Annotated in this window: 20 protein-coding genes and 1 tRNA gene; 12 read left to right on the forward strand and 9 right to left on the reverse strand. The window is 58.4% G+C overall.

From position 1 onward, the window contains the following. Positions 1 to 101 precede the first annotated feature (101 nt). The 7 genes from ACEWPJ_RS10810 to ACEWPJ_RS10840 all read left to right on the forward strand — a co-directional run bounded on the left by ACEWPJ_RS10810 (position 102) and on the right by ACEWPJ_RS10840 (position 6,457). Positions 102 to 797 (forward strand): CoA transferase subunit A, encoded by a 696-nt coding sequence (locus ACEWPJ_RS10810; protein ID WP_416513080.1) that lies wholly within the window; start codon positions 102 to 104, stop codon positions 795 to 797. A gap of 75 nt (positions 798 to 872) precedes the next feature. Next, positions 873 to 1,856: a GSCFA domain-containing protein gene (locus tag ACEWPJ_RS10815; RefSeq protein ID WP_416513081.1), complete on the forward strand. Its 984-nt coding sequence runs from the start codon at positions 873 to 875 to the stop codon at positions 1,854 to 1,856. After that, the gene (locus ACEWPJ_RS10820; protein ID WP_416513082.1) at positions 1,853 to 2,632 is read left to right on the forward strand and encodes a hypothetical protein; all 780 of its coding nucleotides are present in this window, start codon (positions 1,853 to 1,855) and stop codon (positions 2,630 to 2,632) included. Before ACEWPJ_RS10815 ends, ACEWPJ_RS10820 begins: the two co-directional genes overlap by 4 nt. Positions 2,633 to 2,669: 37 nt before the next feature. Continuing rightward, a complete protein-coding gene (locus ACEWPJ_RS10825; RefSeq protein ID WP_416513083.1) occupies positions 2,670 to 3,296 on the forward strand; it encodes a 3-oxoacid CoA-transferase subunit B in 627 nt (208 codons plus the stop codon). A 128-nt stretch (positions 3,297 to 3,424) separates the two neighbouring features. Continuing rightward, positions 3,425 to 4,426, forward strand: coding sequence for a lysylphosphatidylglycerol synthase transmembrane domain-containing protein (locus ACEWPJ_RS10830; RefSeq protein ID WP_416513084.1), 1,002 nt, complete (start codon positions 3,425 to 3,427; stop codon positions 4,424 to 4,426). Next, the gene (locus ACEWPJ_RS10835) at positions 4,410 to 5,723 is read left to right on the forward strand and encodes an FAD-binding oxidoreductase (RefSeq protein WP_416513085.1); all 1,314 of its coding nucleotides are present in this window, start codon (positions 4,410 to 4,412) and stop codon (positions 5,721 to 5,723) included. Before ACEWPJ_RS10830 ends, ACEWPJ_RS10835 begins: the two co-directional genes overlap by 17 nt. Further along, entirely contained in the window at positions 5,720 to 6,457 is a 738-nt protein-coding gene (locus tag ACEWPJ_RS10840; protein WP_416513086.1) for an SDR family NAD(P)-dependent oxidoreductase, read from the forward strand. The genes ACEWPJ_RS10835 and ACEWPJ_RS10840 overlap by 4 nt, the downstream gene beginning before the upstream one ends. Before the next feature lie 13 nt (positions 6,458 to 6,470). Here ACEWPJ_RS10840 and ACEWPJ_RS10845 read toward each other — a convergent pair whose 3' ends face one another. Together ACEWPJ_RS10845 and ACEWPJ_RS10850 are read right to left on the reverse strand one after the other, a co-directional pair. Beyond that, the gene (locus ACEWPJ_RS10845) at positions 6,471 to 7,907 is read right to left on the reverse strand and encodes a UbiA family prenyltransferase (RefSeq protein ID WP_416513087.1); all 1,437 of its coding nucleotides are present in this window, start codon (positions 7,905 to 7,907) and stop codon (positions 6,471 to 6,473) included. Beyond that, positions 7,900 to 8,796: a lytic transglycosylase domain-containing protein gene (locus tag ACEWPJ_RS10850; RefSeq protein WP_416513088.1), complete on the reverse strand. Its 897-nt coding sequence runs from the start codon at positions 8,794 to 8,796 to the stop codon at positions 7,900 to 7,902. Before ACEWPJ_RS10850 ends, ACEWPJ_RS10845 begins: the two co-directional genes overlap by 8 nt. 349 nt (positions 8,797 to 9,145) lie before the next feature. On the opposite strand from ACEWPJ_RS10850, the gene ACEWPJ_RS10855 reads away from it, so the two are divergent. The 4 genes from ACEWPJ_RS10855 to cpaB all read left to right on the forward strand — a co-directional run bounded on the left by ACEWPJ_RS10855 (position 9,146) and on the right by cpaB (position 10,944). Continuing rightward, complete coding sequence (locus tag ACEWPJ_RS10855; RefSeq protein ID WP_416513089.1) at positions 9,146 to 9,337, forward strand: Flp family type IVb pilin; 192 nt, start codon at positions 9,146 to 9,148, stop codon at positions 9,335 to 9,337. Between the two features lie 40 nt (positions 9,338 to 9,377). Continuing rightward, positions 9,378 to 9,563 carry a Flp family type IVb pilin gene (locus ACEWPJ_RS10860; RefSeq protein WP_416513090.1) on the forward strand — a complete coding sequence of 62 codons (186 nt, stop codon included), beginning with the start codon at positions 9,378 to 9,380 and terminating at the stop codon, positions 9,561 to 9,563. A 196-nt stretch (positions 9,564 to 9,759) separates the two neighbouring features. Next, a complete protein-coding gene (locus ACEWPJ_RS10865) occupies positions 9,760 to 9,945 on the forward strand; it encodes a Flp family type IVb pilin (RefSeq protein WP_416513091.1) in 186 nt (61 codons plus the stop codon). Positions 9,946 to 10,107: 162 nt separating this feature from the next. Beyond that, a complete protein-coding gene (cpaB, locus tag ACEWPJ_RS10870) occupies positions 10,108 to 10,944 on the forward strand; it encodes a Flp pilus assembly protein CpaB (RefSeq protein ID WP_416513092.1) in 837 nt (278 codons plus the stop codon). A 72-nt stretch (positions 10,945 to 11,016) separates the two neighbouring features. On the opposite strand, the gene ACEWPJ_RS10875 is transcribed toward cpaB, so the two are convergent. The 4 genes from ACEWPJ_RS10875 to ACEWPJ_RS10890 all read right to left on the reverse strand — a co-directional run bounded on the left by ACEWPJ_RS10875 (position 11,017) and on the right by ACEWPJ_RS10890 (position 16,027). Beyond that, positions 11,017 to 12,903: an acyl-CoA synthetase gene (locus tag ACEWPJ_RS10875; RefSeq protein ID WP_416513093.1), complete on the reverse strand. Its 1,887-nt coding sequence runs from the start codon at positions 12,901 to 12,903 to the stop codon at positions 11,017 to 11,019. A gap of 89 nt (positions 12,904 to 12,992) precedes the next feature. Further along, on the reverse strand, positions 12,993 to 14,786 hold the full coding sequence (locus tag ACEWPJ_RS10880) for an ABC transporter transmembrane domain-containing protein (protein WP_416513094.1): 1,794 nt from the start codon (positions 14,784 to 14,786) through the stop codon (positions 12,993 to 12,995). A gap of 84 nt (positions 14,787 to 14,870) precedes the next feature. Continuing rightward, positions 14,871 to 14,944 (reverse strand) — tRNA-Gly (locus ACEWPJ_RS10885). 165 nt (positions 14,945 to 15,109) lie between these two features. Continuing rightward, entirely contained in the window at positions 15,110 to 16,027 is a 918-nt protein-coding gene (locus tag ACEWPJ_RS10890) for a LysR substrate-binding domain-containing protein (protein WP_416513095.1), read from the reverse strand. Positions 16,028 to 16,105: 78 nt separating this feature from the next. Here ACEWPJ_RS10890 and ACEWPJ_RS10895 point away from each other — a divergent pair, with 78 nt between their 5' ends. Then, complete coding sequence (locus ACEWPJ_RS10895) at positions 16,106 to 17,242, forward strand: hypothetical protein (protein ID WP_416513096.1); 1,137 nt, start codon at positions 16,106 to 16,108, stop codon at positions 17,240 to 17,242. On the opposite strand, the gene ACEWPJ_RS10900 is transcribed toward ACEWPJ_RS10895, so the two are convergent. Genes ACEWPJ_RS10900 through ACEWPJ_RS10910 form a run of 3 tightly spaced genes read right to left on the reverse strand, consistent with a single transcriptional unit; the run spans position 17,225 to position 19,872 of the window. Continuing rightward, positions 17,225 to 18,097: an amino acid ABC transporter permease gene (locus ACEWPJ_RS10900; RefSeq protein WP_416513097.1), complete on the reverse strand. Its 873-nt coding sequence runs from the start codon at positions 18,095 to 18,097 to the stop codon at positions 17,225 to 17,227. The genes ACEWPJ_RS10895 and ACEWPJ_RS10900 overlap by 18 nt on opposite strands. A gap of 57 nt (positions 18,098 to 18,154) precedes the next feature. Further along, positions 18,155 to 18,991, reverse strand: a complete 837-nt coding sequence (locus ACEWPJ_RS10905) for a transporter substrate-binding domain-containing protein (protein WP_416513098.1) — start codon at positions 18,989 to 18,991, stop codon at positions 18,155 to 18,157. Positions 18,992 to 19,029: 38 nt separating this feature from the next. Beyond that, on the reverse strand, positions 19,030 to 19,872 hold the full coding sequence (locus ACEWPJ_RS10910) for an amino acid ABC transporter permease (RefSeq protein WP_416513099.1): 843 nt from the start codon (positions 19,870 to 19,872) through the stop codon (positions 19,030 to 19,032). Position 19,873: the final 1 nt, after the last annotated feature.

Raw genomic sequence — 19,873 nt, forward strand, 5'->3', positions numbered from 1 at the left:
CGACCGCCCCCACCGCCTTTATCCCGGCGCGGCGTCGCATTGACTCTTGCCGGGCGTTTCGCCATCAAAAGCTGGACAAAACCAATCTACGGGAGAGTGTGATGCAGAAGATCTATGGCTCAGCAGCTGAGGCGCTTGATGGCATCCTGAAAGACGGAATGTTTATCGCCGCTGGTGGGTTCGGACTTTGCGGTATCCCTGAACTTCTGTTGCAAGCGATCAAGGACTCCGGCGTCAAGGATCTGACCTTTGCGTCGAACAATGCGGGTGTTGATGATTTTGGCATCGGCATCCTTCTTCAGACCAAGCAGGTCAAAAAGATGATCAGCTCTTACGTCGGTGAAAACGCCGAATTCATGCGGCAATACCTGTCCGAAGAATTGGAACTTGAATTCAACCCCCAAGGCACGCTGGCCGAACGTATGCGGGCCGGTGGTGCTGGTATCCCCGGATTTTACACCAAGACCGGCGTTGGCACAGTGATTGCGGAAGGCAAGGAGCATAAGGATTTCGACGGCGAAACCTACATCCTTGAACGCGGCATCGTTGCGGACCTGTCCATCGTGAAAGCATGGAAGGCGGATGAGTCTGGCAACCTGATTTATCGCAAAACCGCCCGTAACTTTAACCCGCCAGCAGCGACCTGTGGCAAGATTTGCGTGGCCGAGGTGGAAGAAATCGTGCCGAAGGGCAGCCTTGATCCCGATGCGATCCACACGCCGGGCATCTATGTTCACCGTATCGTGCAGGGAGAGCACGAAAAGCGGATCGAACAGCGCACCGTTCAGGCGGCATAATCCATCGGCGGGAACGACAGCCAACGCCGGTCCCCCTATCGGGACCAGCCCGCGCGCGCCTTCTGGCGCAGCGCGGTGGCAGAGAGCGATCCGTTTGACCTGCCGGATATCTATGACCCGAAGTTTCGGATCACCCGCGATACCGCGCTTCTGACCGCTGGCAGTTGCTTTGCACAACATATCGGCGCGGCGCTTGGTGATGCAGGTTTCAACGTGATCGATACGGAGCCTGCGCCGGACGGCACGCCAGACGCTGCCCAGCGCCGGTTCGGCTACGGCCTTTATTCCGCGCGATACGGCAATATCTACACGCTGCGCCAGCTTCGCCAATTGGTCGAGGAAGCAGCGGGCGTTTTCACTCCGGCCATGCCGGTGTGGGAACGGGAAGGGCGGTATTTCGACGCGCAACGGCCGGGGGTTGAGCCGGACGGCCTTGGCGCGCCCGGCCTTGTCAGCGAAATGCGCCGTCGACATCTGGAGGCTGTGGCGAGTGCCTTCGCGAGCGCCGATGTCGTGGTCTACACGCTCGGCCTGACCGAAGCGTGGGAACATCGCGTTTCCGGCACAGTCTATCCCATCGCTCCCGGCACAATCGCCGGAGCCTATGATCCGCAGACATTTGCCCTCAGAAATTTCGGGATTGAGGAAACGCTGACCGATTTCGCGCGGGTCCACAGCTATCTGAGCGAACTTAACCCGGATATTCACTGGCTGCTGACCGTTTCGCCGGTGCCGTTGACCGCAACCGCGACCGATCAGCATGTTCTGGTCGCCTCAACCCAGTCCAAGGCGATCCTTCGAACCGCCGCAGGGATGATCGCGGCGGAGTATGATTGTGTCGATTACTTCCCGTCCTACGAACTCGTCACCAACCCAGCCGCAGCGGGCCGTGCCTTTACGGACAATTTGCGGAACCCAACGCCGGAAATGATCCGCGCCGTGATGCAGTGCTTCATGCAAGCGCATGGGGTTGAGGTAGCAACCGAACCAGCCCGCACGCAAGGCCAAGACCCGGACGACATCTGCGAAGAAGCGTTGCTTGAGGCGTTTCGGACGTGAAACGGATTCTGGTCATTGGAAACTCTCACATCGCGGCCCTTCGTGCGGCGAAGGATCGGATCGCGGACGCCTATCCTATGCTAGACATCACCTATTTCGGGGTGCCGGGAAACCGATTCAATGCGTCCGATGTTGGGCTTGATGGTGTTTTCAGAACCGCCGCGGACGACCCCAAAGCGCGGCGGATGGCGAAGAAAATCAACGGACAGGCGGATATCGACTTGCAGCAATTCGATAACGTGCTGGTCGTCGGCCCCCGGTTTCGGCTGACGCGGGTTCTGCGAATGACAGTCAGCACGGAAGTTGCCGAATGGGCCCGCAGCAATGGCGAAAGGCTGGTTTCGGAATCCTTCTTCAACGAGGGCCTGCGCCAACTGGCCCAAGACGGTGCCGACGAGGTCGCAGTTCAGTTTGCCACAAGCCATCCGATCACGGTCGCCGCCGCCGCCTTTCCGACCGCAGATGTATTGCCGGACGGGCCGCATCACGACCGCCTGCTTGCCCAAGTCTCAGGCCACATGCATTGCGGGCGGATATTCCGCCGCTATCAGAAAGCCATCCACGACGCCCTGTTGAACAACGGGTTGCGCTATCTGCCACAGCCTGTCGAAACGCTCGCCGGGGCGTTTCTGACCGATAGCGCGTTTGCCACCGAAGCGACAGATCTTAGGGATGGTGAGCGGTCGGTCGCAGACAAGCGCCATATGAACGCTGAGTATGGGTTCCTGCTGTTTCAAGCCTATGCTAAGGAATGCCTGAACCAACCCCGAACCTGACGGCTAGGTTAACGTATAGATGAGGTACAACTGAAAAATGTGGGATCGCAATCAGATGGCCGCGCGCGCGGCGCAGGAACTTCAGGACGGTATGTATGTAAACCTCGGGATCGGTATTCCGACGCTCGTGTCGAACTACATCCCTGAAGGTGTTGACGTGACCCTGCAGTCGGAAAACGGAATGCTGGGCATGGGCCCCTTCCCGACCGAAGACACGATCGACCCCGACCTGATCAACGCGGGCAAGCAGACGATTACCGAACTCAACCGGACATCCTATTTCAGCTCGGATCAAAGCTTTGCGATGATCCGGGGCGGCAAGATTGCGATGGCGATTCTGGGCGCGATGGAAGTTGCGGAAAACGGCGACCTCGCCAACTGGATGATCCCGAAAAAGCTGGTCAAAGGCATGGGCGGCGCGATGGATCTGGTCGCGGGCGTGAAACGTGTTGTCGTTGTGATGGATCACACCAACAAGGCGGGCGAGTCAAAACTGCTGAAAGAATGCACGCTGCCGCTGACCGGCAAACAGGTTGTCGACCGGATCATCACCAATCTGGGCGTGCTTGACGTTGTTGAAGGCGGCTTGAAGATTGTTGAGCTGGCCGATGGCGTGTCCGAGGATGAATTGCGCAAATCGACAGAAGCGACCATCGTCGGCTAAATGTCCGATACTTCAACTGTTTCCGGCTGCCTGCGTGATCCATTCACGCGGTGCGCCGGAACAGTTACATTTTCTGCCAAAGCATCATATTCTCGCCCAAATGTTTCGCTAGGTGGCGGGCAATGACAATGAGCAGTACCAATCCAACCCAGACAACCCTCCGCCCGTCGCGACGCTGGCGGGATGTTTTGGTGCTTGGCGGGTTGTTCGGATTGGTTCTGTTCGGCCTGATCGGATTGTCGGCCGCGACCGGTTGGGAAGAAACCAAAGCGCAGCTTGCGCGGATCGGACTGGCGCAGTTTGCATTGCTGCTGGTGCTGTCCTGCGCGAATTATCTGCTGCGCGGGGTGCGGTGGCACGTGTTTGCCCGCGCGCTTGGCCTGCAAACCGGGTTGATCCAGGATCTGCGCCACTTCCTCGGCGGTTTCGCGATGAGCGTGACACCCGGAAAGCTTGGCGAACTCATCCGAATGCGCTGGATTCGCCGCGAAACCGGATGGTCGCTGGAACGGAGCGCACCGCTGGCGTTGATTGACCGCGCATCTGATCTTGCCTCAATGGCCCTGATTCTTGGTCTTGCGGTGATGCTATCCGCTGCAGGGATTACCGGCGCGATCCCGGTGACGATCCTCGCCCTGCTTGGCGCGCTGGTCGCCACACGCCCGAAATTGCTGATGGCGTTTGTCACGATCACCTATCGGCTGTTCAACAGATGGCCGCGCAGTTTTGCACGTATCCGAACCTCGGCCCGTGGGCTCCACTACTTCTCCAACCCGAAAGTGCTGATCTCGACGCTGATCCTTGGGGCCGCTGGGTGGTTCGCCGAAGGCTATGCCTTTTACCTACTGCTCGGCTGGATGGGCGCGGATATCGGCCTTTGGTCATCGGTCGCAATCTTTGTGTTTTCAACGCTCGCGGGCGGACTGACGGGCGCACCGGGTGGCGTCGGTGGGGCCGAGGCGGCGATGGTCGCCCTTCTCAGCCTGCAAGGTGTCCCGCCCGAAGTCAGCCTACCGGCAACCGCTATTATCCGGGTCACAACCCTTTGGTTCGCAATCGGGATCGGGCTGCTGATCTTTCCGATTGCCGAACGTCAATCGCTCAAGGTGAAGAATGCGCTGGAAAACTGATAGCTACACGGGATGGGGCCGCGTTTTGTCCGCAACCGGCGACATCGCACGACCTGAGAGGGTTTCGGCGCTGACGAGCGTGATGAATGACACGCCCGCCCCCGCCATCGGAATGCTGCGATCCTACGGCGACGCCGCGCTGAACGACAACGGGCACGTGATCGACATGACCCGGATGGATCGTATCTTGGGCTTTGACAAGGCAACCGGCGTTGTTGAGGTTGAAGGCGGCTGCCAGATCGGCACGCTCGCCAAGATTTTCGCACAGCAAGGCTTGCTGCCAGCGGTCATGCCGGGCACCGGCTTTGCAACGGTCGCGGGCTGTATCGCGAACGATGTGCATGGCAAGAACCATCATCAGGTCGGCACCTTCGGGCAGCATGTCGAAAGCCTGACCCTGCTGACGCCGTCCGGCCGCAAACAGATCGGTCCAAGCCGATCCAAACGTCTGTTTGAGGCGACCGTCGGTGGCCTTGGCCAGACCGGCGTAATCGTGTCCGCCAAGCTTCGGATGATCCCATGCAAGGGCGACGTCATCATGGTGACAGAGCGTCGCGCGGACGGGTTTGACGATTTCATCGACCTGCTCGACCATTCGCAGGCGACCTATACGGTTGGTTGGATCGACGCGACCGCGAAGGGCGATGCCCTCGGGCGAGGTGTATTGGAAGAGGCTGAGACAGGCTCAGGCCTTGTCCCTGCCCCGAAACGCGCGAAGACCGTTCCGTTCAATGCGCCCGGTTGGGTGCTGGCAAAACCAATCGTGAAAGCCTTTAATGCGGCCTACTATCGCCGCGTCCCTAGCGCCGGGCGCACGTCGGTCAAGCCGATCAACGATTTCTTCTTTCCGTTGGATGCGATCCACGACTGGAACAAACTTTACGGCAAGCGCGGGTTTTACCAATTCCAATGCGTTGTCCCGACCGACCAAGTCGATGTCCTGCGCGAAATGCTTGGGCTGATCGCGGATTCAGGCCTCGCTTCACCTCTGGCCGTGCTGAAACGGATGGGACCGGGCGGCGCTGGCCACCTGTCCTTCCCGATCGAAGGTTATACGCTGGCCGTTGATTTTCGAAACCGCCCCCCTGCCCGCATTCTGATCGGACGGTTGGAAGAGATGACGGCGGAGGCTGGCGGGCGCATTTACTTTGCCAAGGACTCGCTCGCCTCTGCCACGCGGGTCAAGGCGATGTATCCGCAGCTTACTGACTGGCAGGACGAGGTCGCAAAGGTCGATCCAGACGGGCACTTGAAAACAGACCTAGTGCGCAGGCTAAAGCTGAGGGACGCATCATGATGCAGACATGGATCATCCTTGGCGCGACGTCCGCCATGGCCCGCGCCTTTGCCCGTCAAGTGGCCGAACGCAGCGATACCGTCATCCTGGCCGGACGCGACACCGAAGACATGGACCGCACCGCCGCCGATTGCGAAGGCCGCGGCGCACGCAAGGCGCTCTCCTTGCCCTTCGATGCGCGCAAACCCGAAAAGTTCGGCACGATCATCGACATGGCAGCCAAGGAAGAAGGCACGATCAACGTTGCGGTCTTCGTCGGCTCCATGCCGCCGCAGGAGGAGATTGACGCTGACCCCGCACTGATCGACGGAACTGTCATGGACAGCTTCACCGGCCCCGCGCAATTCTTGCAGAAGATCGCCCCGCTGATGGAAGATCGCGGCGATGGCACCGTTGTGGGTGTCGGGTCGGTCGCGGGCGACCGGGGGCGGATCGGGAACTACGTCTACGGCTCGGCCAAGGCTGGGTTTCATACCTACCTTGCCGGACTTCGCAATCGGCTGACACGATCTGGCGGGCATGTCGTGACCGTCAAACCCGGTTTTGTCGACACGGCGATGACGTGGGGGATCGAAGGCATGTTCCTTGTCGCCACACCGGACAAGATCGCGTCGGACATCCTGCGCGCCGTCGACAAGAAGAAAGACGTGATCTACACGCCGTTCTTCTGGCGCTATATCATGCTGATTATCAGGTCGATCCCTGAGCGGATTTTCAAAAAAATGTCGGTTTGATGGGTTCGGCGACTTAAAAGCCCAACCACTCCTGCCAGTATCCTGCTGCGTAGAACATCATCGACAGGGTGAACAGCAATAGCCCAAGCCCGCGCTTGTCCTTCAGCGCAAAGACAATCGGGTCGTAGTCCTGCTTGCCGTAATAGCCCAGCCGGATCATCCGGAACAGCCAAGCCGCAATCGGGATAAGCGCAAGCCACATGATCCATTGATCCGGATAAAGCGTCCGCGCCTGATCTGAAAAGCTGTAGAAGAAGAACACAAGCAGCGCGAAGAACATCCCAAGGCCCGAGACATTCAGCAAATCGCCCCGGTCCGGGCGGCCATAGCCCCGCCCCGGCAGCCGTTCATCGGACGTCGCAAGGGTCAGTTCCGTCATCCGTTTCACACAGCCAAGCGTGATGAAGACCGGGAAGATAAAGACCAGCATGAAGGCCGATGCTTCGACCTGACTTGCCGCTGCGCCCGCGATGACCCTCAGCGTATAGAGGCCCGCCAGCGTCGCGATGTCGACCCAGCGCATCCGTTTCAGCTTCAGCGAGTAGGACAAGGACAGCAGCATATAAAGGACGAGCACACCAAGGAATAACGGCCCTAGCGCCGTGCCCAGTCCGAACGATATCACAACGAGCGCCAGAAACGTCACCATGCCGACGCGGATCGGGACCGCCCCGCTTGCGAAGGGTCGGTTGCATTTCGTCGGGTGCAGCCTGTCCGCTTCAAGGTCCAGCAGATCGTTCACGATATAGATCGAGGACGCCGCCGCGGAGAACGCAGCAATGCCCAACACGACAAGAAGCAGCGTTTCCATGTCAAAACTGTGCGCCGCGATCATCGGCAGGAACAACAGTATGTTCTTGACCCACTGATGGGGCCGCAGCGCCCGGATCAAATCGCGTTTGCGCCATCCCGCAACAAATTGGGTAACGCTGTGCCCGCTTTCGGTCAGTGCTTTCGCCTCTGCCGGGCGATCGCCGACGATCAGCGCGTTTTCCGAATGCTCCCAGACGACGCGATCAACTGCGCTGTCGCCTGCATAGTCAAAACCACGATCCCCGAACTCAGCCACAAGCTGGGTGGCCTTGGCCGGCCCTTTAAGGTTGGTTTTCCCGTCCGAGGCGAAGACCCGACCGCTCAGCCCATAGGTTTCGGCAAGACCCGCGACATATTGCTTGTCAGAAGCCGAGGCCAAGACAACCTCCCGCCCCGAGCCGACGCCCTCGACGGCGAGCTGTGCGATATCCGGGTTGACCGGCATCAGATCCAGCCGGAGGTCGGCAAGCTCGGCCAGTTCGCGCTTCATCTCGGCAGGGCGGCGGATATTGCGCGCAATCACGCCGAGAGTGGCGATCGGCCGCTTCCCCAGCGCCGCCCAGAAGCTTTCAAACAGCAAATCGGTTTTCAGAAACGTACCGTCCACATCCAGGACGAGCGGGCCAATCTCAGCCATCCGCTGCAACCTGCTGTCCGGCAAAAACACACCCGTCCGACGCAAGTTCTGGCGGGGTCAGACACAGCCCACGCGCAACGGACCACGCCGCGAGAACCTTTGGAACATAGGCGCGGGTTTCTGCATAGGGCGGCACACCACCATGAGATTTCACGGCGTTTTCACCGGCATTATAACCCGCAAGGACCATGATCGGGTCACCTTCAAATTCTTTCATCAACCAATCCAGATACGCTACGCCGCCCTTGATATTCTCCGTGGCGACGGAACTGTCCGAAACACCGAACCGTTCTGCCGTCGCCGGCATCAACTGCATCAACCCCGTCGCCCCCGCGCTACTGACCGCATCTGTGCGCCCGGCGGATTCAACCGCGATAACGGCGAGGACCAGGGCCGGCGAGACCTCTTTCCCAATCGTCGCAAGCAGAATGTCACGGCCATGCGCGTTCGCCATGTTCTGAAGGGTCTGTAGTCGGGGGGCATAAACAGTTTCACCCTCCGGCGCGTCGCTTAGGAAATTGACCGCCTCAGCCAATCGATCCGGTCCGACATAGCCAAGCGCGGGTGAAACCCCGGCCCAATACCAATCCGTGCCGCCTGAGGTCGGCGCACGCGGACCATCCGCCGTGCCTTCGCTGGAGTCAGCTTCGGCGGCCTCAGCCGCGGCGGCGGCGCGTTTCGCCTCTGCAACGGCCTGTAAGGCGTCCCGGCGACGGGCTTGTTCGACGGGGTCAATCTGAACGGTGATGCGCCGGGTCGTGCTGCCTTGGGTCGGCACACTGATCCGGCGGAAGGTAAAATCGGTTTCGGGCGTTACGCCTTCAGCGAACGCCTGAGTGCCCATAGCCAGGACAACCAATGCCAATATTTTTCCGAAGCGCCGCTTCATGCGGTTCCTGCTCTGCCTCGTTATTGTTTTGACTCTTCTCGCAAAAAAAAGCGCACAAAGCCAGTTTTTAGAGACAATTCGCAGAAGAAGGTTCCTATCGTTCGCTAATTAGACACACCGGCGATAGATCGAAGTGGATCTCTATCGATATATTTCTTTATAACTCAAATAGTTAACACGTTTTTCGACATGAAGTTAACGAACTACAAAAATGTACGATGTGCGCCCAAGTGTTGCCCCATTCGGGGGGCTATATCGTCTCATGCCAAGGCGACATGGGTCAGCGAGAGCAACCTCTAGGGACGTCACGGTGAGTGGAAACGAGTTAGAGAACTACGAGGGAACTAAAATGAAACTGATCACATTCGCAAAGAACTTTGCAAAAGACGAATCCGGCGCAGTCACCGTTGACTGGGTTGTTCTGACCGCAGGCATCGTTGGCCTCGGCATCGCAATCATGGCGTCGGTTGGCCAGTCCACAGCGGACCTGGGCGACCTGATCTCGGGCGAACTGACGTCTGACCTGATCAACACCTACTAAGTCACACAGAAACACACACAGAGAATATACGGAGAATACAATGCTTAACTTTATCAAAAACTTCGCAAAAGACGAATCCGGCGCAGTCACGGTTGACTGGGTTGTTCTGACCGCAGGCATCGTTGGCCTCGGCATCGCAGTCATGGCTTCGGTTGGCCAGTCCACCGCAGACCTCGGCGACCTGATCTCGGGCGAGCTGACATCTGACCTGATCAACACCTACTAATCGGTCGGTCATACAAAACGGAAAGCCGCGCCCAAATGGGCGCGGCTTTTCGCTGCCGGCACGGCGCACAACCAGAAGTGTCAGCGTGGCGTCAGAATTCCGAATGATACCCAGACTTACTCCTTTTTATGACACAATTTCAAATCATTACGGTCTTAACGAGGGTGCCGGGGAAGCACGGCTAATGGAGAAGACAATGAACAAGATGTTTGCCAAGTTTCTGAAAGATGAAAGCGGCGCTGTAACAGTAGACTGGGTTATCCTGACGGCTGGGATCGTTGGCCTCGCCATCGCAGTCGCCGTTCCGATCGGTATGACGACCTCTGAGCGAGGCGATGATATCGGCAGCTACGTCGATAACGTGACGATTGCGACCTACTGATTTCGAAGCCTACCGATACAATTTGTTAACACATGCGGCAAAATCCACCCGAGAAACACTCTTTGATCACGGTTTCGCCGCAATCTTGTGCAAGATATTAATATGAGTGCAGCTGGGCCAAGCTAGAACAGGGTCGCTGCTGAGAATTTGAAAGGACGCGGGATGCGCTTGGTATTTGGTTTGGTGTTGATTGTCGGGATCGGCCTCGCCGGTTTCGCAGTCTATATGGCCAAGGGCTACATGGGGAATTATCGCGAGGAATTGGCACGGGAACGCGCGGCACGCGCGGCAATGGTCAAGACCGAAGATGTTTTTGTCGTCACGCGCCAGCTTCGCTACGGCGAACAACTGACCGCCGAAGACGTGCGTTTGGTGAAATGGCCCGAAGACGCCATTCCGGACGGTGCTTTCCAATCACTGGAAACCCTTTTTCCCGAGGGTCGCCCGAACTTCCGCACGATCACCCGGACAATGGAAATCGACGAAGCCGTTATGGCTCTTAAGGTGACGGAACCTGGTATGGACGCCGGCATCACTTCGCGCCTTGAGCGCGGTATGCGTGCTTTTGCAATCAAGGTTGACGTGACCAGCGGCGTGTCGGGCTTTTTGCGCCCTGGCGACCGCGTTGATGTTTATTGGACGGGGCAAAGCCTGGACCAAGAAGTAACCAAGCTTATTCAGACCGGCGTTCAACTGGTTGCAATTGACCAATCGGCTAATGACGATTTGGGCGAGGCGAGCGTCGCCCGCACCATCACGGTTCAGGTGACACCGCAGGAGGTCGCCTCTCTGGCCCAAGCGCAAGCCACCGGGCGCCTGACGCTGGCGCTTGTCGGGGCCGAGGATGACACCGTCGCCGAAGCGATTGAAGTCGACCAGAACATGCTACTTGGTATCGAACAGCGCCAGACGGTTGAGATTCAGCAGGAAGAGGTCTGCACGACCTGGACCCGCCGCGGCACCGAAAAGGTTGAAGTCCGTATCCCCTGCCCGAACTGAGGCAACGGATCTAACGATAAAAAGGGCGCCTCGATCGGGCGCCCTTCCTGACTCCACTGATTAGCCGCGGCGTTACTCGGCCCATTCCCACGGACGGGTGAAAGAGCCAAGGCAGGTGCCAACGGCATCATCAGAAACTTCGCCGGTCCGCTTCAACCGAGCGACGAGGCCGCGTTTCTTGCTTTCGATGACTTCCTCAACCTCCGCCGCCAAACCGGCATCGACCAACGCAGCATTATAGATCCGCGTGATCGCCATTTTCCGAAGGTCCGGCTTAAAGACTTTGCCAACGGCCGTTTTGGGAAGCTCTGCCAGGATCTCGACATGCTTTGGATGGGCCGCGCGTTCGTGGATTTTGTCCTTCGCGAACGCTCTCAGTTCGTCCTCTGAAACCTCTGCGCCTTCGACCAGTTCGACGTAGGCGCAGGGTAGTTCGCCCGCATGGGCGTCGGGTTGGCCGATTGCACCGACAAAGGCGACCGCTTCGTGCCCGGCAAGCGCTTCTTCAATCTCAGCCGGGTCGATGTTATGGCCGCCCCGGATAATCAAATCCTTGGCCCGCCCGGTGATCCATAAATACCCATCCTCATCAATCCGGCCAAGATCGCCGGTTCGCAGATAGATGTCGTGGTGGAACAGATCGTGGTTCTTATCGGTTTCTGTGTAGGTCGATCCGGCAAAAACACCGGGGTTATCAACGCAAATCTCACCCACTTCATCAACGCCGCACTCTTTCGGGCCCTCCGGCGTGTGGGTCAGGATCTTGACGTCCGTATGCGGAAACGGAAGGCCGACCGAACCAACTTTTTTCTGGCCGTCCGGGGGGTTGCAAGACACAAGGCATGTCGCCTCGGTCAGGCCATACCCTTCGACGATGGTTACACCGGTTGCGGATTCAAACCGTTTGAACAATTCAAGCGGCAACGGGGCAGAGCCGGAAAAAGCCGTCTTCAGGCTCGACACATCCGCGTCGACCGGGCGTTGCATCAAGGCGGAAATCGCGGTCGGGACGGTAATGACAAACGTCACCTTCCACCGTTCGACCAGCTTCCAGAAATTGTCGAACACACCATCCCCACGATACCCCGCAGGCGTCGGGAACACGACATGCGAGCCGGACGCAATCATCGACATCAGGATCGGATAAACCGCAAAGACATGGAACAGCGGTAGCGGACAGATGATCGTATCATCGGGTTCAAACAGCAGCCGATGCCCAAGCCAGCCGTTATAAACCATGCCGGAGTATTTGTGCTGCGCGACCTTCGGCATCCCGGTTGTGCCGCCCGTGTGAAAATAAGCAGCAACCCGGTCGCCATCGCTGTCGGGAAAATCGAGCGTTGTGTTCTGGCGCGACATCTCCGCCGCGAAATTCAGCACCCGTGCGGGATGGGTGATCGGATTTTTTGGCCGGATCAACGGCACGATCCAGCTTTTCGGCGGCGACAGGTAGCGTAGCAGATCGATCTCAAGCACCGTTTCGACATTAGGCGCCATGGCGACGGCCTCAACCGCCTTCTGCGCTACATCGGTTTTCGGGAAGCTGCGGAGGGTGACAAGAACCTTCGCACCCGTCTCCCGAAGGATCGCGGCGATCTGTTCGGCCTCAAGCAAAGGGTTGATCGGATTGACAATTCCCGCAACAGCCCCGCCAAGCAGCACGCTCACGGTTTCAGAGGCGTTCGGCAGCAGGTAAGCGACGACATCGGTTTCCCCGATCCCAAGGCTGCGAAACAGGTTCGCGGCTTTCGTGGTTTCCGCGTGGACCTCGGCCCAAGTCAGCGTTTCCGCCCTATCCGTCGGGCCGGACGTGATCTGATAGCTCAACGCGCGGTTTGAGCCGTATTTGTCGCGCGTGCCTGTCAGGAATTGATACAGCGTTTTCGGAAGGTCGCGATCTTCCCACGCGGCCTCTTGTTCAATGCGATCACGGTCAGCGACGTCGGCAAACTTGCCCATCCAGAATCCTCCCCTATGCCACTGCTGGGCATTTGGCGATCAGGATGGGGTCAAAACCGTATTTTCGCAAGCGTGACGCGGCGAAACAATTACTCCGCCGCCAAGCCTTCGGTGAACTGCAGTCGCGCGAGTCGGGCGTAAAGGCCACCCTCGGCGACCAAACCGTCATGCGTGCCGCTCGCCACGATTTGGCCCTTGTCGAAAACCAAGATGCGATCGGCTTTTTTGACGGTCGCGAGCCGATGCGCGACGATCAGTGTCGTGCGATCCTTCGACAGCGATTCAACCGCTTGCTGTACTGCCTGCTCGCTTTCGGAATCAAGCGCCGAGGTCGCCTCATCCAACAGCAGAACCGGAGCATCCCGCAGGATGGCCCGTGCGATTGCGATGCGCTGCTTTTGCCCACCGGACAGCATCACGCCCCGCTCGCCAAGGTAGCTGTCGTAACCTTCAGGCAGTGCGGTCAGGAACTCATGCGCCGCCGCAGCTTTTGCCGCCGCCTCAACCTCTGCATCCGTTGCATCCGGTCGACCAAAGCGGATGTTTTCCCGCGCCGTATCCGCGAAGATCACCGGATCTTGCGGCACGAGCGCTAGGTGGCGGCGGAACGCCTGCCGCGTGGTGTCGCGCAGATTGATACCATCCACCCGAACAACGCCGCTTTCCGGGTCATAAAACCGCAGCAGCAGATGCAAGATCGTTGATTTCCCTGCCCCCGACGGGCCGACCAGCGCGACGGTTTCACCGGGCGAGACGGTCAAGCTCACATCATTCAGCGCCGCGATGTCGGGGCGCGACGGATAGTGGAACGTCACCCTATCAAACACGATCTCACCCCGCACGGTGTCCGGCAAAGACACCGGGTTTTCGGGGTCGGTGATCTGATCTTCAGCGCCCAGCAATTCGACCAACCGCTCGGTTGCGCCAGCGGCGCGCTGCAACTCACCCCAAATTTCCGACAGGGCGGCGACGGCCCCGGCGACCATCACGGCGTAGATGACAAATTGCACAAGCGCACCTGCCGTCATCTCCCCTGCCCGGACATCCCGCGCCCCGATCCAAAGCACGCCAACGACGCCAGAGAAGATCAGGAAAATCACGATAACGGTCATCAGTGCACGCGTCCCGATCCGGGTTTTTGCCGTGCTGAACGCACGTTCCGTCACGGTCGAAAACGCCGCGCGGGATCGGGTTTCATGCGTGAAGGCCTGCACGGTCTGAACCGAAGAAAGCGCCTCGGACGCGGAGCCTGAGCTTTGCGCGATCCAATCCTGATTGGCACGGCTAAGAACACGCAAACGCCGGCCCAGCACGATGATCGGCACGATCACGGCAGGCACGATCAACAGCACAAGCGCAGAGAGCTTTGCGCTGGTCAGCAGCATCAAGATCATGCCACCGATGAAAATCAGAACATTGCGCAGCGCAACCGACACGGAAGAGCTTATGACCGAAAGGATCAGGGTCGTATCGGTAGTGATCCTGCTCAGCACCTCGCCGGTCATGATCTTTTCGTAAAACCCGGGGCTTAGCCCGATCACACGATCAAAAACGGCCTTGCGAATGTCGGCGACAACCCGTTCACCCAGCCGGGTCACAAAGAAATACCGCGCGCCCGTCCCAATGGCGAGCAATCCGGCAATCACCATCGCCGCGAAAAAATAGCGGTCTAGCAACGTCAGGTCGCCGGACCCAAACCCATCAATCACCCTGCGAACAGCGAGGGGCAGCGTCAGCGACAAACCCGCCGTCGCCACAAGCGCGATAAGCGTGATAACGACCTGCCCCTTATAGGGGGCAACGAAAGGAATAAGCCCGGCAATCGGGCCTACCTTCTTTGATTTTTCACGTTCTTCGGTCAGTTGCGTATTCGCGGATGCCATATGGTGCGCCCCTTGCAATGCGCCCCGCGTTTAGCGCCTTAAACCCGCGTGGGCAAGGCGACAGGATCACAATGTCAGGAGACGTGGAGCGGGTAGCGGGAATCGAACCCGCACCTTAAGCTTGGAAGGCTCTTATGATACCATTTCACCATACCCGCCCAGAGTTTTCCGTCCTATTTCATGGTCGTTTCGTCGTCAAGCGCAAGATGTTCGACGCGCCGAAACAGGTCGGCCCGGCTGCGCGTTCGGCGCAGGCTATCTGTTCCTGCTGACGCTCGGTGAGGTTGCATGACCTGCGTTAAATCACACGCGAACAGCTTGTGTTATGGAATGTCCGGCTGCGCCGCCACTTCCGCCCTTATCCACTCAAGAAAGACCCGCACTTTTTCCGTTTCCAGCGCCCGGTGCGGACAGACGAGCCAGTAGGCCAGCACCGATTGCGCAATTTGGGGAAATGGCCGTGCAAGGCGTCCGTCGACCAGCGCGTCGATCACCAAAGGTTCCCGCCCCAGCGCGACGCCGATACCCTCAATCGCCGCTTGGATCACCATATGCGCCTGCCCAAAGCGGCGGGATCGGGTCGAACGCGGCAGGGTGACGCCTGCCTCTTTCGCCCAAAACCCCCATGTCGATTGCGCACCGCCGAAATCGCCGAGTTCATCATGCAAGAGCGTCCGCCCGGCAAGGTCATCGACAGACCGCAACGCACGCTCACCCTCCAGCAACGCGGGCGCGCACACGGGAAAGACCCGCTCCCCCATCAAGCGTTCAACATGAAACCCCGGATTCCTGCCGAACCCATACCGAATACCAATATCCGCATCGGACCCGGAAAATGGCGAAGCACCCGTATCGGTCGCGATTGAAATCGAATACTGCGGATGGGCCAGATCGAACCGCAGAAGCCGCGGGAAAAGCCAGTTGAAGGCGAAACCCGGCAGGCAGCTGATGACAATCGTGTTGTCCGCCCTCTGCCGGTCACGCAGATCGCTGCACACATCTGATATGCGCCCCAACCCTTCGGTGATCGCACGGGCCAACTGCTCCCCCTCGCGCGTCGGCAGGGATTTTCGCGCCCCACGGGTCAACAGATCTTGCCCGAGCCATTCCTCCAGCGCCTTCACATGCTGGCTGACCGCGCTTTGGCTGACGCCAAGTTCCTTCGCCGCCTTGCTGAAGCTTTCCTGATCGACAACTTCGGCAAAAGCGCGGAGCGCGTTGTAGGGAAGATTCAAAAACATATTAGAAATACTAATCACTTGGATAAAGTAATTCAAATATTCATTAACTTAAGCGGACGATAATATCCCGTTATACTAATGAATATCAACGCACCCCCTCCCTCGCCCGAACGCGGCGCCAGAAACCTTCTTCTGAACTGTGCCGGAGCGCAGGCCGGGGAGCGGCTTTTGATCGCCTATGAACCGCCGCAGTTTGGGTATTTCGACAGCGATGCCGTCGCCCGCGTGACGGAGACGGCCGAGGCGATTGGGCTAGCGGTCGAAACGGTGGATGTCGGGTTTGATCCGACGACGCCACACCTTCCCGACGGTCTGCTGAAAAAGTTCGAGGATGCAGACATCATCCTGTTTCTCGCCCGGCTCGGTGATCAGCTTCGGTTTTCCGATATGCCGGGTGGCAAGCGTATTGTCGTGTGCTTCACCGTGAACGAAACGCTTCTCGGCTCTGGCTTTGGCAGCAGCCATCACCACGCGTTCCTGCGGATCAAGGAGTTGGCAAACAACACCCTTGCCAATGCCGACCACGTTCAGATCACCTGCCCCGCCGGAACCCACGTAACCGGCAAGCCTGAAATGAACCTGGCACCGTCCGGCGACACGACCGTTCACCGCTTTCCCATGTCAGTTTTCACACCGGTCCCGGCCCACAGCTTTTCCGGTCAGGTTGCGCTACCAGGGTTTCTGACCGGGACCGGATCGAAATACTACGACACTTACACGGTTGAGCTTGACGGCCCGACCCTTGCGCTGTTCCGCGATGGCCGCCTGACGGGGTTTCAGGGGGCAGAGTCCGACGTCGAACGCGCCAACGCGCATTACGACTATGTCGCTGAGTTGTTCAATATCGACCGGAACGCCATCCACTCATGGCACGCCGGTATCCACCCCGGCTGCGGCTTTCCGTGGGACATGCACGAAAACCTTGAACTCTGGGGCGGTGTGGCATTCGGCAATCCGCGTTTGATGCACTTTCACACCTGCGGTGCCTATGCACCGGGTGAGATTTCGTGGAACATTATTGACCCGACGATCATCGTTGATGGTGTGACGCTTTGGGACAACGGCGTGTTTCACGTCGACCGACTTGATGGCGCGGCTGAGGTGTTGGCGACCTACCCCTGCGCGGCAGCATTGTTTGAAGAGCCGGAAACCGACATCGGTCTGCCAGCCACTGATTGGCGGCGCCGGGATCAGTCGTTAACTGCTACGCTCTAGCCTGCGGAACAGCATCGACAACCCGAAGCACAGCACAAAGTAGAACGCGGCAGTCGTGATCCACGCCTCAAAAATCAGACGGGTGGAGGCGACGAGTTCCACCGTCTTATACGTCAGTTCCTGCACCGAGATCAGCGAGATGATGGAGCTGTCCTTGATAAGCGATATGAATTGATTGGCCAGCGGCGGCACCACTTTCTTCATCGCTTGCGGCAGAACGATATAGCGCATTTCCTGCAGGCGGCTCATCCCGATGGATCGGGCGGCTTCGCGTTGGCCCTTGCTGATTGACTGGATACCGGCGCGCACGATCTCGCCCACGAATGCGCTTTCGAATAGGGCCAGCACGATCACGCCAGAGATCAACGACGGGAAGCGGCGCATGTCCCCAAAGAAGAATTCCCAAACGCCCTTGTCTTCTTGCCGCGCAATGGTGCGGGCCCAAACTTCGAGGTTCAGCGCGTCGATCAATTGCTGTGACAGGAAAAAGAAGAAGATGAAGACGATAACGACTGGCGGGATATTCCTGAGAAACTCAAGATACGTTCGTGCCAGCATCCGTATCGTCAGATTGGCCGAACACCGCGCGATGCCAAGGATGGTGCCGAAGATCAGCGCAAGAATACTCGCGTAGATGCTTATGCGGATTGTGGCGGAAAGACCTTGCAGCAGCAGATTGGCAAACCATTCCTCCCGGCCTGTATGCCAGCGCAGGATGTAGTTCGGGATCTGCCCCCATCGCCATTTGTAGTTGAGCGTTCCGTCAATCGTGTACCAGATATAGCCAAAGAACCCGATCACCACCGCGAGGATCAGATAGTCCAGCCAATGTAGTTTTCTGAGAAATCCGAGCACGTTTACGCCTTAAATCAACGGATGATTGGGGGCAGACGGGCCGCCCCCAAAAATCGCTTACTCAGCCGCGACCTGATCCGCCCACTCATCGCCGGCGAACCAGTAATCGTGCCGTTCTTCCAGCCAGCCAGAACGCCATTGCTGCGCGATCCAGTTGTTGAAGAAGTTGAGCGCGTCAGGGTCGCCCTTGCGCATCGCGAACGCCTCACCCCGTTGGTCGTAAAGCGTTTCAAACGGAACCGACAGCGTTTCAGGGTAACGCGCGACCTCTCGGTTCGGGGTCGGCTGTGCGGCCATTGACGCGTGGGCGTTGCCGTTCAGCACTTCCTGCGTGGATGCGCCATCCTCATCAAACAGCAGCAGGTTCGCTTCGGGGAAGTTCGCGGCGATCACCACCGCAGGCGTGGCACCCCGCCGCGCGGCAAAGGTCACGTCAGGAGAGTTGAAATCCTCAAGCGACATGCCCTCCGTCATGCTTTTGTTGGCAAGGATTGCAAGGCCGGAATAGGCATACGGGTCGGTGAAGTTCACCGTCAGGTTCCGCTGCGCCGTCACCGACATCCCACTGATGATGACGTCGAAATTGCCCGACACCAGCGCCGGAATAATCCCATCCCAGGCTGTCGGGACAAATTCAACCTCAACACCCATGTCTTCGGCCAGCTTGCGACCCACGTCGAGCTCATACCCGATCAGATCGCCATTCACGTCGCGCATAGACCACGGCACGAACAACGAAAGACCGATGCGGATCACGCCTTCTTCCTTGATGCGTTCGATGACACTTTCGCTGGATAGCGACTGCGTTGCGTCCTGCGCCGAAGCAGGCAGCGCGAGGCTAGTCGCCGCGACAGCGGCCAGAGCGGCCCCTAGTATTCTTCGTGTTATTTTCATCGTCTCACTCCTTGTTGTTTATCGTCGTTATTGTTGGTCTATTGATCGACCGCGTATCTTTTTTCGAGATACGAAACGCCAACAGACAGGATCAGGGTCACCACCATGTAGACGGCAGCGATGGTGAACCAAATTTCAAAACTCATATACGTGTCAGAGATGATATTGCGGCCAATCGTCGTCAGTTCTGCTACCGCAATCACGCTGACAATGGCGGAGGATTTGATGAGGTGCACCAGCTCCCCCGTCATTGGCGGCAGCATGAAACGCACCGATTGCGGTAGGACGATATAGCGATACGTCTGGCCCGAGCTCATGCCAATTGATTTGGCGGCTTCCCATTGGCCAACCGCAACCGCGTTGATCCCCGCACGGAAGATCTCGGAGATCAGGGCAGAGTGGAAAACCGCAAGGCACAGAACGCTGGCCGAATACCGGTCAAAGCCAAAAATCGGGCCGAGCACGTAGTAGAACAGGTATAGCAGCACCAGCAGCGGAATATTCCGGATCAATTCAAGATACCCGATGGCGACGGCGGTGCCGACAACCAGCCCCGACAGCCGCATCAGCGCGACGATCAATCCAAGGACGGTGGCAAGCGCGAAGGCCGTAGCCGATAGCTTGATCGTCTTGGTGAGGCCGATCATGATCTCGCCCCACTGAAACCCGTCATCGGTGAAGCTGTAGAGGTATTGCGGCACCCGATACCATTGCCAGTTATACCCCATCGACTGCGCGCCCTTGAACGACCCATAGGCGATCACAAAGACGATAATGACGTAAAGAACGACAGATATGATACGGGAATCAAAGAATTGTTTTAGCGGGGATGGCTTTGGCAATTCCTGCCCCTTGAGGCCATCAGACTCAACAAAGCTCATC

Origin of the sequence: Aliiroseovarius sp. YM-037 (genome assembly GCF_048060095.1) — a bacterium.
In the GTDB taxonomy this organism is placed as follows: domain Bacteria; phylum Pseudomonadota; class Alphaproteobacteria; order Rhodobacterales; family Rhodobacteraceae; genus JBLUOA01.